The sequence below is a fragment of the Halomicrobium sp. HArcht1-1 genome, from assembly GCF_058933285.1.
In genome coordinates, this window is record NZ_JBZYDL010000001.1 from 246188 (window position 1) to 258923 (window position 12736).

The 12736-nt window shown below is 62.1% G+C and carries 13 protein-coding genes; 10 read left to right on the plus strand and 3 right to left on the minus strand.

The features are described 5' to 3' along the window. Window positions 1-10: 10 nt before the first annotated feature. The 3 genes from serB (at window position 11) to AC5FRZ_RS01350 (ending at window position 1671) form a co-directional block, all read left to right on the plus strand. Window positions 11-643 (plus strand): phosphoserine phosphatase SerB, encoded by a 633-nt coding sequence (gene serB, locus AC5FRZ_RS01340; RefSeq protein WP_493563664.1) that lies wholly within the window; start codon window positions 11-13, stop codon window positions 641-643. 49 nt (window positions 644-692) lie between these two features. After that, on the plus strand, window positions 693-1115 hold the full coding sequence (locus AC5FRZ_RS01345) for a hypothetical protein (RefSeq protein ID WP_493563665.1): 423 nt from the start codon (window positions 693-695) through the stop codon (window positions 1113-1115). 370 nt (window positions 1116-1485) lie between these two features. Further along, window positions 1486-1671 carry a hypothetical protein gene (locus AC5FRZ_RS01350; RefSeq protein WP_493563666.1) on the plus strand — a complete coding sequence of 62 codons (186 nt, stop codon included), beginning with the start codon at window positions 1486-1488 and terminating at the stop codon, window positions 1669-1671. 238 nt (window positions 1672-1909) lie between these two features. Here the strand turns inward: AC5FRZ_RS01350 and AC5FRZ_RS01355 are convergent, their stop codons facing one another. Then, window positions 1910-3205 carry an O-acetylhomoserine aminocarboxypropyltransferase/cysteine synthase family protein gene (locus AC5FRZ_RS01355; RefSeq protein WP_493563667.1) on the minus strand — a complete coding sequence of 432 codons (1296 nt, stop codon included), beginning with the start codon at window positions 3203-3205 and terminating at the stop codon, window positions 1910-1912. A 306-nt stretch (window positions 3206-3511) separates the two neighbouring features. Here AC5FRZ_RS01355 and AC5FRZ_RS01360 point away from each other — a divergent pair, with 306 nt between their 5' ends. Next, complete coding sequence (locus AC5FRZ_RS01360; RefSeq protein ID WP_372479924.1) at window positions 3512-4483, plus strand: ABC transporter ATP-binding protein; 972 nt, start codon at window positions 3512-3514, stop codon at window positions 4481-4483. Next, on the plus strand, window positions 4480-5283 hold the full coding sequence (locus AC5FRZ_RS01365) for an ABC transporter permease subunit (protein ID WP_493563668.1): 804 nt from the start codon (window positions 4480-4482) through the stop codon (window positions 5281-5283). The genes AC5FRZ_RS01360 and AC5FRZ_RS01365 overlap by 4 nt, the downstream gene beginning before the upstream one ends. A gap of 55 nt (window positions 5284-5338) precedes the next feature. Here AC5FRZ_RS01365 and AC5FRZ_RS01370 read toward each other — a convergent pair whose 3' ends face one another. Then, a complete protein-coding gene (locus tag AC5FRZ_RS01370) occupies window positions 5339-6913 on the minus strand; it encodes a DNA-directed DNA polymerase II small subunit (protein ID WP_493563669.1) in 1575 nt (524 codons plus the stop codon). 84 nt (window positions 6914-6997) lie between these two features. Here AC5FRZ_RS01370 and AC5FRZ_RS01375 point away from each other — a divergent pair, with 84 nt between their 5' ends. Continuing rightward, complete coding sequence (locus AC5FRZ_RS01375) at window positions 6998-7645, plus strand: S26 family signal peptidase (protein WP_493563670.1); 648 nt, start codon at window positions 6998-7000, stop codon at window positions 7643-7645. A 115-nt stretch (window positions 7646-7760) separates the two neighbouring features. Here the strand turns inward: AC5FRZ_RS01375 and AC5FRZ_RS01380 are convergent, their stop codons facing one another. After that, entirely contained in the window at window positions 7761-9311 is a 1551-nt protein-coding gene (locus AC5FRZ_RS01380) for a Cdc6/Cdc18 family protein (protein WP_372479922.1), read from the minus strand. 1059 nt (window positions 9312-10370) lie between these two features. On the opposite strand from AC5FRZ_RS01380, the gene AC5FRZ_RS01385 reads away from it, so the two are divergent. The 4 genes from AC5FRZ_RS01385 (at window position 10371) to AC5FRZ_RS01400 (ending at window position 12604) form a co-directional block, all read left to right on the plus strand. Continuing rightward, on the plus strand, window positions 10371-11012 hold the full coding sequence (locus AC5FRZ_RS01385) for an Era-like GTP-binding protein (protein ID WP_015761793.1): 642 nt from the start codon (window positions 10371-10373) through the stop codon (window positions 11010-11012). Window positions 11013-11018: 6 nt separating this feature from the next. Continuing rightward, the gene (locus AC5FRZ_RS01390) at window positions 11019-11399 is read left to right on the plus strand and encodes a DUF2073 domain-containing protein (RefSeq protein WP_015761792.1); all 381 of its coding nucleotides are present in this window, start codon (window positions 11019-11021) and stop codon (window positions 11397-11399) included. After that, a complete protein-coding gene (locus tag AC5FRZ_RS01395) occupies window positions 11399-12118 on the plus strand; it encodes an OapC/ArvC family zinc-ribbon domain-containing protein (protein ID WP_170093071.1) in 720 nt (239 codons plus the stop codon). Before AC5FRZ_RS01390 ends, AC5FRZ_RS01395 begins: the two co-directional genes overlap by 1 nt. A gap of 84 nt (window positions 12119-12202) precedes the next feature. Further along, entirely contained in the window at window positions 12203-12604 is a 402-nt protein-coding gene (locus AC5FRZ_RS01400; RefSeq protein WP_372479920.1) for a hypothetical protein, read from the plus strand. Window positions 12605-12736 lie beyond the last annotated feature (132 nt).

The window sequence follows — 12736 nt, forward strand, 5'->3', positions numbered from 1 at the left end:
CAACGGAGCAATGCTAGTCGCCTTCGACTTCGACGGCACACTCTCCGATTCGGAGATGACGGTCCTGCTTGGCAACCAGAACGACACGGCCGAGGACATGGCCGAGATCACCGAGCGGGCGATGAACAACGAGATCGAGTACGCCGAAAGCCTCTACCAGCGGTGTGCGCTGCTGGAGGGGCTCAGCGAGCGACAGGCCGACGACGCCTTCGGGCAGGTGCAACTCCGTCCGGGCGCGGCCGACGTGATCGAGGCCCTGCGGGAGGCCGGCGTCTACGTCTGCATCCTCACGGGCGGATTCGAGCGCGGCGTCGAAGCTGCACTCGAAGCCGAGGGGGTCGAGGTCGACGCCATCGTCGCCAACCGCCTGCCGATCGTCGACGGCGAACTCACCGGCGCGGTCGAGGGGCCACTCATCGAGGGGACCAAGGACGACGCCCTAGACATCGTGACGACCATCGTCGGCGAGGATCGAGCAGACACCATCGCCGTCGGCGACGGAGCAAACGACCTCCCGATGCTGGAAGTGGCGGGACTGGCCGTCGGCTTCGACCCGAAACCGGCCGTCGCGCCCTCGTGTGATACGATCGTCGAGACGATGGACGAACTGGCCGATCTGCTGGAAGGCGAAGGCGTGCTGTAAGGCCTCGTTTGGTATCGGTTCAAAGGCGCTGGCGGCCCCGAGGAGAGATATGACGACCATTTCGTCGGTGTCGCTGGGTGTCCCGCTGTTGATCGCGTTCGGTGTCGTCGCCGGGATCGTCGCCACCCGCGTCATGGACGTGGTGATGGCGCGCCTGCCGGAGGGCGAGACGCCGCCCCTCGTCGCGTCCGGGGTCCTGACCGAGCGAGACCCCGACGCCGCGCCGAAACGGCTCGCCGCCGTGGTCCACCACGCCGCCGGGTGGCTCACCGGGGCGCTGTACGTGACGCTGTTGTTGCTCGCCGGGAGTGTTTTGGGCAATAGTGTGATGACCTACGTCCTGACCGCAGTCGTTCTGCTTCTTCTGATGGTTGGCTTTTTCGCGGTCGTCGTCCTGCCGCGGCCCGAAATAGCCCACCAGCGCGTGCGGACGATAACCCGGGACTGGGCCGTCTCGGCGGCGGCGGTGTAGCTGCTCGTGCTCGTGCCGCTGGTGGCGGGCGCGGCGAGCGTGCTGGGCGGGCTCTAGATGGTTGATTAGACAATTGATTCAGCTTCACGAAACGAACACTCCTGACTGATGACCATCCGGAAAATTGTTCTGGAAGCCGGCCAGCGCATACTGCAGCGTGACTTATTCAACATCCATTGTAGCGTGATTACGTTTCTAAATAATCCAAAGCCACCTCAGCAGAGATTGATTCGATGCGCACCACAATAAATAAACACCCCGTCTAGTATTTTTATAATATGGCAGCAACAATAGGCATCCCACCGATAGCAATCTTCATGATGATAGTGATTATCGTAATAGTTTGGATTTTTATATATTTAATCAGTGAATGAGTATTTACGAGCTTGAATTCACAGAAGAATTTTGTAGAGATGGTGTGGAGATAACGGAGGGTTCTATAAGTAATGCCGAGCAAAATGCATATGCAAGAAACATCTCTGGAATGGTCTCATATAGCCCTGCAGTTCTGCTGACGGGGATCTGGATATCAGCGGAGGGAATCATGAATACTTAGAGGCCAGGTACCAAGATCAATTCGACACAGAACCGGTATTTGGTGTTCCGTTAGCTAACTCAAACCCATGGGTAGAGACTCAGTTATTATGCTGGACAAGGGGGTCCTTGCATTCGGTCTAATTTAGGAGATCGGGGAATCTGTTAAGTATAGAAGGCTATCAGAAATTATCGTTATATAATATTATTTAAGTTCTTATAGAGGGTGTTTTTAGGTTCGGCCCACAAGCTTCTAATGTCTATGGAGTCGCCTGCTCGATGGCCTGATCGAGGTCGGCGACGATGTCCTCGGTCGACTCCAGCCCGACCGAGAGGCGAACGAGGTCGTTGGTGACGCCCGCGGCCTGCTTTTCCTCGTCGGTGAGTTGCTGGTGGGTCGTGCTGGCGGGGTGGATGATCAGCGTCTTCGCGTCGCCGACGTTGGCCAGCAGCGAGGCGATCTCCGTCGACTCGACCGTGCCGCGTGCGGCGTCGTAGCCACCTTCCAGTCCGAAGGTGATCATCCCGCCGTAGCCGCCATCGAGGTACTCGCTGGCGTTGTCGTGGGTCTCGTGATCGTCGAGTCCGGGGTAGGTGACCCACGAGACTTCCGGGTGGTCCTGGAGGTGTTCGGCGACGGCCATCGCGTTCTCGCAGTGGCGTTCCATCCGAACCGGGAGGGTTTCGAGGCCCTGGATGGTGTTCCAGGCGTCGAAGGGGGACTGCTGGTTGCCCATGTCCCGGAGCCCGCGAGCGATGGCGGCGTAGGTGAGCCCCGCCGGGCCGAACGTCTCGTCGAAGTTGATCCCGTGGTAGGCGGGGTTGTCCTGGGCGATCTCGGGATACTTCTGGGCGTGCTCGCTCCACGGGAAGCTCCCGCCGTCGACGAGGACGCCGCCGACGGTGGTGCCGTGGCCGTGGATCCACTTCGTCGTGGAGTTCCAGACGATGTCGGCCCCGTGCTCGATCGGGTTCGAGAGGTACGGCGTCGCGAAGGTGTTGTCGACGAACAGCGGGACGCCGTTGTCGTGAGCGATCTCGGCCAGTCGCTCGAAGTCCGGGGTCACGAGCGCGGGGTTGCCGATGGTCTCGCAGTGGACGTAGGCCGTGTCCTCGTCGATGGCCTCCTCGTAGGCCTCGTAGTCAAGCGTGTCGACGAAGCGGGCCTCGACGCCGTTGCGCGGTGCGGTGTGAGTGAAGTAGGTGTACGTGCCGCCGTACAGCGAGGACGCCGTGACGATGTTGTCACCGGCGTCGGCAAGCAGGAACGTCGCGAGGTTCAGCGCCGCCATCCCGGAGGAGGTCGCGACCGCACCGACCCCGCCTTCGAGTGCAGCGATGCGTTCCTGCAACATGCCCGTGGTCGGGTTCATCAGCCGCGAGTAGATGTGGCCGGGCTTTTCGAGGGCGAACTGGGCCGCCGCGTCCTCGGCGTCGTCGAAGACGTAGCTGGTCGTCTGGTAGATCGGGGGTGCGCGAGCGTTCGCGTGAGATTCTGGCGTCTCCTGTCCCACGTGCAGTGCGTCGGTCTCGAATCCGCGGTCGTCGTCGCTCATACCTACTCGTCTTTGTTTCGGGGGGATTGTATAACCACTCCCAGCCGTGTGTATTCGCCGAGATGCGCGACGGTCGGCAACACTATCCGCATATCGTGCGGTCGACAACGAGCTTCACCGCTGAACGTCGACACCTCGACATCGTTCGAGAGAGGGACGAGTCGTCGCCCGACTGGAGTCTGATTCGGAGACAATGGAGGAGAAAACCGTCGAACGGGTACGACTCGACGGGCATCACGGGGAGAGTTTCCGACCCAGAAGCTCTGCTGACTATTTTATGCAGGTACCGTGGGACGGTGCTCACGTATGCCCGCAATCGAGGTCTCCGCATTGACGAAACGCTTCGGTGAGGTTCGAGCCGTCGAAGACCTCTCCTTCACTGTGGAAGAAGGAGAGGTCTTTGGCTTTCTCGGCCCGAACGGTGCCGGCAAGTCGACGGCGATCAACGTCCTCCTTGGCTACATGTCCCCGACGAGTGGAGGAGCGAAAGTCCTCGGCCACGACGTGGTCGAGGCGTCTCGCGCTATCCGAGAACGGACCGGCGTGCTTCCGGAGAACGTCTCCGTCTACGACCGTCTGACTGGTCGCGAGCACGTCGAGTCCGCTATACGCATGAAAGGCGTCGACGACGACCCACAAGCGCTGCTAGAGCGGGTCGGAATCGCCGACGCCGCCGACCGACGGGCTGGAGGGTACTCCACGGGGATGGCCCAGCGACTGGCGCTGGCGACCGCCCTCGTCGGGGAGCCTGACCTCCTGGTACTCGACGAGCCACAGAGCGGGCTCGACCCGACCGGAATGCAAGACGTGCGCGAGATCGTCCGCGAGGAAGTCCGGAACGACACGACGGTGTTTTTCTCCTCACACATCCTCCCGGAAGTCGAGGCCGTCTCCGACCGCGTCGGGATGATGCGGCGCGGAGAGATGGCCGCCGTCGACACCGTCGGCAGCCTTCGCGACCGACTGAGTGCCGGAACGGTGCTGACGGCGACGATGGCCGATCCACTTCCCGATACACGAACGATTGACGCCATCGACGGCGTCAGAGCCGTCTCGACCGACGGGGCCACCGTCACAGTCACCTGCCGGACGGACCGCTCGAAAGTCGATGTCATCAACGCCCTCGAACGCGTGGGACGGATTACCGACTTCACGATCGAGGAGACGTCACTCGAAGAGCTGTTCAATATCGTCACCGGTGAGCAGACGGAGGAAACTGCGGATGCGACCGACGAGACAGTCCAGCCCGCCACAGCTGACGGGGGTGTGGCTCGATGAACCTCTCGCGCGTGCGTGCAGTCGCCGCACAAGACTTTCTCGACGTTCGCCGAGCCCGGCTCGTACAGGGCGTCGCGTCGATGTACGTGCTGTTCGTGACCGCTGTGTTCGCGGGGCTCACACTCACGTCAGAGCCCAGTGTCCCCACCGGAGTCGAGATAGCGCGGGCGATCGCAATCCTGTTTGTGCCACTGGTTGCCCTGATCGCGGGCTACCTCGCCGTCGCCGGTGAGCGAGAATCCGGCACGATCCGCTTCCTGCTTGGTTATCCCGTCACCCGGAGTGAGGTCGTCGTCGGGAAGATTCTCTCGCGGATGGGGATCGTCCTCCTCTCGATACTTGTCGGGTTCGTCCTCGCAACTGTCGCGGTGCTTGTCGAGTATCCGGAGCCGAACCTCGGGATGCTGTGGGGCTTTGCCGCACTGACTTGCCTGTTCGCGCTGTCCTACGTCGGTGTCGCCATCGGTATCTCGGCGGCCACCGCTACGCGGTCACGGGCGATGACCGCCGTCATCTCGGTGTATTTCGTCTTCACCGTTATGTGGAACGCAGTTCCGCCGCTCGTCCAGTTCGTCGCCAACTACCTCTTTGACGTGACGCTCGACGGGACACTGTGGATGCTGTTTTCCAGTCTCGCACCACCCCGGGCGTTCGGCCTCTCACTGTCGGCACTACCGGGTGACGCCGTCCAGGCCCCGCCAGTACTCGGCTGGGAGACGGGTGTCATTTTGCTGGTGCTGTGGGCCGTTGGCCCTATTGTGCTCGGCTACTGGTGGTTCTCCCGGAGCGACGTAGAATAGCTGTGGCCGTCGCGTACTCGCGACCGTCGTTACGAGCGATCTGCGCGGTGAGTCGTTAGACGAACTTCCGCACCGTCATATCGAGCGTGTCCAGGTCCAGAATCGGCGCGAACCCGGCGTCTGGGTCGATGTTGACGCTCTTCTGGAAGTCCGTCTGTGCCTGCCAGCACCCGGAGTTGATCGCCAGCACGTTGTGGTACTTCCCCCACCCGAGCTTGTGGACGTGGCCGGTGTGGAACACGTCGGGGACCTCCTCCATGACGAGGTAGTCCCGGTCTTCCGGTGCGAGGCGAGTGTGGCCGCCGTACTGGGGGGCGACGTGGCGCTTCTTCAGGAGCTGGTACATCGCCTTGTGGGGTTCGTCGTAGCTGGCCTTCTCGTCGGGCAACTCCGCGATCACTTCGTCCAGCGAGACGCCGTGGTACATCAGGACCGTGACGCCCTCGACCGTGACGAGCGAGGGGTTCGAGTGGACCTGCGCGTCGTGGGCAGTCATGATCGATCGCAGTTCCTCGTCGAAAGCCGGCTGGGGCTCGGCGAGGCGGACGGCGTCGTGGTTGCCGGGGATCATCCGGATCTCGATGTCGCCGGGGATCTCCTTGAGGTACTCGCTGAAGCGTTCGTACTGCTCGTAGATGTCGACCACGTCGAGTTCCTCGTCCTGGTCGGGGTAGACGCCGACGCCCTCGACCATGTCGCCGGCCAGCAGCAGGTACTCGACCTTGGCGGCTTCTTCGGTGTGGAGCCAGTCGGCAAAGCGGTGCCAGGCGTCGGCCATGAACTCCTGGCTGCCGACGTGGACGTCCGAGATCAGCGCCGCCTGAACCGGCCGGTCGGCCGTCGAGGGATCGTGAGTCCGTGGGATGTCGGGGAAGTGCAGCGAGTCGACGAAGAGGATTCCACCGTCGTCGGCCAGCGTCCCGTCGACGGCGATCACCTCGTCGTACAGCAGTTCCTGCACGAGGTCGGCGATGGCGCGGTCTTTCATCACCAGACACGGGAACGTGCCGTTGGTGTCTTCGAGTTCGATCAGCCAGTGACCGCTGGCCGTCGAGCGGATGTCCGAGACCATCCCGACGATGGCCGCCTCCTCGCCGCCGCTCATCCGTTCGAGCGCGTTCGTCGGACGGTGGTTCACGCGCCCGCGCAGTTGCTTCGAGAGCTTCTCGTAGCGGTCCCGGAAGACGGAGACGAAATCCGAGTACTCGCCGGTCCCGGTCGACTGACCGGTCATGTCGTTGTGGACCTCGATCGATCGCTGGTCGGGATCGGACGAGCGGACCGTCGAAGACCCCTCCGTTTCGACTGGAGTCGACCCGCCGGAATCGGACGACGAGGTGGGGTCCGTTCCAGTCGAAACGGAGGGGTCCGTATCTGGCGAGTTCGTCGTGTCGGCCCTGCTCGTCTCGTTCCCGGATCGGCCACCGTCAGCGTCGTGCTCGCTCTCCAGGGCCGTTCGAACGTGATCGGCCGAGAGAACGAGCGTGTCCTCGGGAATCGTTTCCAGTGCACGGTCGAGCGCCACGTCCGGATCGGCGGCGTCGGCAAGTAGCGTCACCGCCTCGCGTTCGGCGTTGTAGCCACGGCTGGCGAGTTCGCTCACGAGTCGGGCCGGCGTCTCCAGGGGCACACAGACAGCTAGGCACCAGTCGAGAAAAGGCTAGCGAACTCCGAGACAGAAGGTTGATACGTCGTTTCCACGCACTCTACGACGATGAGCGAGCCACGCGGTCCGAACCCGCCCGAAGACGACCAACCGGGCGGGCTCGTCTACCTGTTCGATCTCGTCAGCAGTGCCGGCGCAGTCGTCGCGGTCGGCCTGTTGCTGTTCGCGATCAGCGGCGTGTGGCCGCCGCTGGTCGCGATCGAGTCCGGTAGCATGGAACCACACATCGACACCGGCGACCTCGTCTTCGTCATGGACGAAGACCGCTTCGCCGGTGAGGGAGCCTACGCCGATACCGGCGTCGTGCCCGCGAACCGCGGCGCTGACACCGGCTACACCTCGTTCCAGAACGACGGCGACGTGATCGTCTTCCAGCCCGACGGCGACGGAGCGACCACACCAGTGATCCACCGAGCGATGTTCTGGGTCAACGAGAGCGAGAACTGGTACGACAAGGCAGATCCCGCCTACATCAACGCCGACAGCTGTGAGGAACTGCGCAACTGCCCGGCTGACTCGGCCGGCTTCGTGACGAAAGGCGACAACAACAGCGGCTACGACCAGGTCAACGGGCTGCCCAGCTGTGGCCCCGGTGCCTGCGATCCGGTCCGAAAGTCCTGGGTCGTCGGGACCGCCGAGACGAGAGTGCCACTCCTGGGTAACATCCGGCTCCAGCTCCAGCGAGCGCTGGCCTGATCGTCGGCGGACGGGCGAGTCGGCGGCGTTCTCGCGTCTGTGGCGAGAGGAGTGAACGAGCGTGTCGAGCGGGGCGATACCCCTTCGTTTCGGGTCGAGCGAGCCTGCCGATCGGTCAGTTGTCGAACCGGGCCTGGACGAACGGTTGCACGTCCTCGATGTCGCCCAGCCGGGAATCGGACAGCAACACGGCCTCGGTCTCGTCGATGGGGACCGAGAGGCTGATCTCTTTGGTCCGGCCGTAGCGCCCTTTCGAAACGACGACGGCGTTGACGATCCCGAGCATGTCGAGCTCGCTGATGAGATCGGTGACCCGTCGCTGGGTCAACACGTCGGCGTCGATCTCCTCGCAGAGACGCTTGTAGATGTTGTACACCTCGCCGGTGTTGATGTTGTGGACGCCGTTTTTCTCCAGGAGGATGATCGCGAAGAGGACGATCTTGCTCTGGGTCGGCAGCGTCCGCACCACCTCGACGACCCGGTCGAGTTCGATCTTCTCCTGGGCCTGTCGGACGTGGTCTTCCTCGACGCAGTCGGTCTGGTCCCGTTCCGCGAGTTCGCCGGCCGTCCGGAGCAGGTCCAGCGCCCGCCGAGCGTCGCCGTGTTCCTGGGCCGCGAAGGCGGCACAGAGCGGAATCACGTCGTCGGTCAGTGCGTCGGCTTTGAACGCCACGTCGGAGCGGTGATCGAGGATATCCCGGAGCTGCGTGGCGTCGTAGGGCGGGAAGACGATCTCTTCCTCGCCGAGGCTGGACTTGACGCGTGGATCGAGGAAGTCGGTGAACTTCAGGTCGTTCGAGATGCCCATGATCGACACCCGCGAGCGTTCGAGCTCGGAGTTCATCCGGGAGAGGTTGTACAGCGTGTCGTCGCCCGACTTCTCGACGAGCTTGTCGATCTCGTCGAGCATGATGACGACGACGCGTTCGTGGTAGTCGACGGCGTCGAAAAACGAGCTGTACACCCGATCGGTCGGCCACCCGGTCATCGGCACTTCCTCGAACTCCGCGCGATCGGATTCGAGTCGTTCGACTTCGGCGTCGATCTCGTCGACGGTCGCGAAGTCGGTCTCGGCGAGTGGGTCCCCGTCCGGGTTCGAGGTCACGCGTTCGCGGAGCGTCTCGAGTTCCTCGATGCGATCGCCGATGTACGTCCGGTTCTGCTCGATGAACTTGTTCGCGAGCTGTGCGAGGACGCGGTACTGCGTGTCGGTCACCTCGCAGTTGATGTACTCGACCATACAGGGGACCTCGTACTTCTGTGAGGTCGTCTCCAACTCCTCGCTGACGAACTTGGCGCTGGCAGTCTTTCCGGTCCCCGTCTTCCCGTAGATGAGGATGTTCGAGGGCGTGTCTCCACGGAGAGCGGAGACGAGGATCGTCGCGATGTTGTTGATCTGTTCCTCCCGGTGTGGGAGCTTGTGTGGCGTGTACGAGGGACGGAGCACTTCCTTGTTCTCGAAGATCGGCTCGCCGCTGAGGAGGTCGTCGAAGAGACCACGGGATGCCTCGTCGGTGGCCTCGTCCTCGCCCGTGTCGATGTCGTCAAGCACCACGTCGTCGAGATCCGTCCCGAAGTTGTCCCGGTCGGGCTGGTCGTCGTCAGTCTCCTCGGAGGACTCTCGATTCGGCGTGTTCGGGTCGGCGTCGTTTCCTGTCTCGTCCATAGTCGTGGTGACAACCCCCTCGTTTCAGGTGGAAAGACCGGTGCGCAGTGTGGAATCGCGACCGAGACCGCTCGGAAAGACGTTGTACGCGGATTTCGCCGAGCGACGCGAGTCCAGTTGAACCACAAGAACCCGTGGGTGACTCGATATTAAACATTTCGGTCGGAACGGATACTCGCGTCAATCCAGCTCTCCGTCGTCTCTCCGATTCGTGTCTCTGCCGGTACTGACCGTAGCTTCACCGTACCTTCGTACCGTACCCTCCTGATGTTGATGGCTGTCCCGTTCCGAGAGATTGTCGTCCGAGGCGGCGACGTTCGTGACGAATTCACACTCGACAGTGAGTCGACAGTGAGCGGGGCGTCGACAGTGAGAACGGTCGGTGAGTGAGGGCGGCCGGACCAGAAACGGGCGGGGGTCTGTGCTGTCAGGTGTGTTCGAGAGTCTGCGTGAGAGAGTCTCCCGCAAGGAATGAACGGCTTCGAGTGGAATTTCGGGAGTGAGTACGGGAACCCCCCCACCCCTTCGTTTCGGGTGGAACGTGTTGAAGAGGGTGGTGGGGGGTACGGCGGTCTGTCGAAGACTCACTAGATGAGGGAAGACTTATGTACGATACGAGTAAACCAAAGCCGCACTAGAAACAGAGAGCAGTTATCAGTCGTATCTAGTATTCTAGACGGTGTTATACACGTTCTCGCGTCTCTCTAGTCGCGTTCCAGACGAAACCTCCCGCGCGAACCACTCGTGTCTTTCCCGCGCGAGTCCCGTCTCTCCCGCTCGTCCCCACGGGGGGTCGTGGTGTTCCACTCGAAACGAAGGGGTGGGGGTGTTGTATCGCTCTCTCGAATTGGTACCATTCGACACATCCACGCCAGCACTGACCCAACTCCTCACGTCTCAGCTGTTCCGTCCCCGTCGCGTTTTCTCGACAGGTTTCTTCGCTGTATCTTTCGACGTACTATCAATTCGGGTATGGTTGTCTGACGTAGCCTTAAGTGAATTCGACTTTCTACTACGCTCAAGCCCCCGAATACGGACGTTCGGGCGGGAGGAACGAGGATGGGACTGCTCACAGATCTCAAAGACAGTATTTCACGCGCGGCATCGACGCTGTTCTCGGAAGAGAACCCCAAGCGTATCGGTATCTACGGCCCGCCGAACGCTGGGAAGACGACCCTGGCCAACCGAATCGCCCGTGACTGGACCGGTGACGCCGTCGGCCCGGAGAGTCACATTCCGCACGAAACGAGGCGCGCGCGCCGGAAAGAGGACATCGAGATCGAGCGCAACGGCGCGACGGTCAACATCGACATCGTCGACACGCCGGGTGTGACGACGAAAGTCGACTACGAGGAGTTCCTCGATCACGACATGGAGAAAGACGACGCCGTGCGCCGCTCACGCGAGGCGACCGAGGGGGTCGCGGAGGCGATGCACTGGCTCCGCGAGGACGTCGACGGCGTCATCTACGTGCTCGACTCCTCGACGGATCCGTTCACGCAGGTCAACACCATGCTGATCGGGATCATCGAGAGTCAGGACCTGCCGGTCCTGATTCTGGCGAACAAGACGGACCTCGAAGAGTCGTCGGTCCAGCGGATCCGCAACGCGTTCCCACAACACGAGACGATTCCGCTGTCGGCTCTGGAAGGAGACAACATGGACGAAGTGTACGACAAGATCGCGGAGTACTTCGGGTGATCGTGGATGGCTGAAGCAAAACCACAGGACGGCGTGCAGATCGACCTGATCAGCGGCGAACAGATGGACGGACTGACCTCCATGGAGAAGATCAGGAACATCCTCGACGGCGTCCGCGACGGCAAGATCGTCGTTCTCGAAGAGGGGCTGTCCCCCGACGAGGAATCGCGGCTGATCGAAGTGACGATGACCGAGATCAGCCCCGACGAGTTCAACGGCATCGAGATCGAGACCTACCCGCGCTCGGAGACGTCCGACACGAGCTTCCTCGACCGACTCATGGGCACCCAGTCGACGAAGAAACTCACCGTGATCGGGCCGGCCAACCAGATCGAGACGCTTCACAAGGACGAAAACGTCATCAGTGCCCTCGTCACCCGGAAATAATGCCACACCAGTGTACGAACTGCGACCGCACGTTCGACGACGGCTCCAAGGAGATGCTGTCGGGCTGTCCGAACTGTGGGGGCAACAAGTTCCAGTTCAAACCCGCCGGTGAGGAGTCGGTCGACACCGCGGCGGAACCGCCCGATCCACCGGAACCGTCCGGCGGATCCTCGGTGGCACAGACCGTCGGCAAGACTGCCGCGACGGTCAAAGACCTGATGGGCAGCGCCACCTCCGAGCCAGAAGCACAGTCGACTCCCAGCGGGAGGACCGACGCAGACCGGTTCGACGATCCCGACGCCACTGCCCGGCCCGCGCCCGAGGACACCGCCCAGGCCAGCGCCAGAACCGATGTCGTCTCCGTCGACGAACTCCCGTCCGAACCCTCCGGCGACGGTGACCACCACTTCCAGCCCGTCCAGACGGACGAAGGGTCGTCCGTTACTCCGGACACGGCGGACGGTGCCGACCCGGCCTCGACCGATCGTGTCTCGGCCGACGACAGCGAGACCGAGCAGGCAGCCGACGCCCGTGCTGATCGTCCGGGACTCGAAGAACTGCGCGAGGAACTCAACGATCAGTTCGAGAGCATCAAAGTGCTCGAACCCGGCCAGTACGAACTCAACCTGATGGAGCTGTACGACCGCGAGGAGTACATCGTCGCGTTGCAGGAAGACGGCCGCTACAGCATCCAGGTCCCCGAGAACTTCCGGGACTAGTCTCCACGCGAGCGCGGCGACGACGGACTTTCGGATACACGTACTTTCAAATGTTTTAAAATCACTCAATCAGTTGAATGTTTTGTGAAAGGGTGGGTGAACAAATACACCCTCCCGAGCGCCGTACTGGGCATCGTCAACGTCGCCGTTCTCCTCTTGGCACACTGGAACATCGACTCGCAGATGTTCTCGGACGGCGGAATAGTACTCGTCCTCACGGCACCGATCGTTTTTCTCGGCCCGTTTCTTCTGGGGGCAGTCCCCGGATATCTGCTGGTCCGCTATCGAATCGTGTCACCGCTACCGATCAGCGGATTCCTGACGTGGTTCGCGTTCGTCGACCGCGGAAGCATGGAGCCGTTCATCGCACTGTACTCGAACCCCATCGTCCACGCGTACATCCTCGGCGCGCTCGTCGTCGTCGGCTTCGGTGAATTCCTCGTCCGCGACGTGGCTCCGTACGTCTCTCACGACCCGCTCCTGTAGGACGAACCGGCCGTGCGACGGCGGTGTGTCGTCGTGCTCCAACCCGGCCAGTACGAACTCTCCCTGATAGAGCTGTACGGCCGCGAGGAATACAGAAACGCCTTTCGGATACTCGTTTCCGTATCTCTACAC

Bases quoted from the DNA above. Each gene is read 5' to 3' on its own strand.
- serB (WP_493563664.1), top strand. From the start codon at position 11: ATGCTAGTCGCCTTCGACTTCGACGGCACACTCTCCGATTCGGAGATG.
- AC5FRZ_RS01345 (WP_493563665.1), top strand. From the start codon at position 693: ATGACGACCATTTCGTCGGTGTCGCTGGGTGTCCCGCTGTTGATCGCG.
- AC5FRZ_RS01350 (WP_493563666.1), top strand. From the start codon at position 1,486: ATGAGTATTTACGAGCTTGAATTCACAGAAGAATTTTGTAGAGATGGT.
- AC5FRZ_RS01355 (WP_493563667.1), bottom strand. From the start codon at position 3,205: ATGAGCGACGACGACCGCGGATTCGAGACCGACGCACTGCACGTGGGA.
- AC5FRZ_RS01360 (WP_372479924.1), top strand. From the start codon at position 3,512: ATGCCCGCAATCGAGGTCTCCGCATTGACGAAACGCTTCGGTGAGGTT.
- AC5FRZ_RS01365 (WP_493563668.1), top strand. From the start codon at position 4,480: ATGAACCTCTCGCGCGTGCGTGCAGTCGCCGCACAAGACTTTCTCGAC.
- AC5FRZ_RS01375 (WP_493563670.1), top strand. From the start codon at position 6,998: ATGAGCGAGCCACGCGGTCCGAACCCGCCCGAAGACGACCAACCGGGC.
- AC5FRZ_RS01380 (WP_372479922.1), bottom strand. From the start codon at position 9,311: ATGGACGAGACAGGAAACGACGCCGACCCGAACACGCCGAATCGAGAG.
- AC5FRZ_RS01385 (WP_015761793.1), top strand. From the start codon at position 10,371: ATGGGACTGCTCACAGATCTCAAAGACAGTATTTCACGCGCGGCATCG.
- AC5FRZ_RS01390 (WP_015761792.1), top strand. From the start codon at position 11,019: ATGGCTGAAGCAAAACCACAGGACGGCGTGCAGATCGACCTGATCAGC.
- AC5FRZ_RS01395 (WP_170093071.1), top strand. From the start codon at position 11,399: ATGCCACACCAGTGTACGAACTGCGACCGCACGTTCGACGACGGCTCC.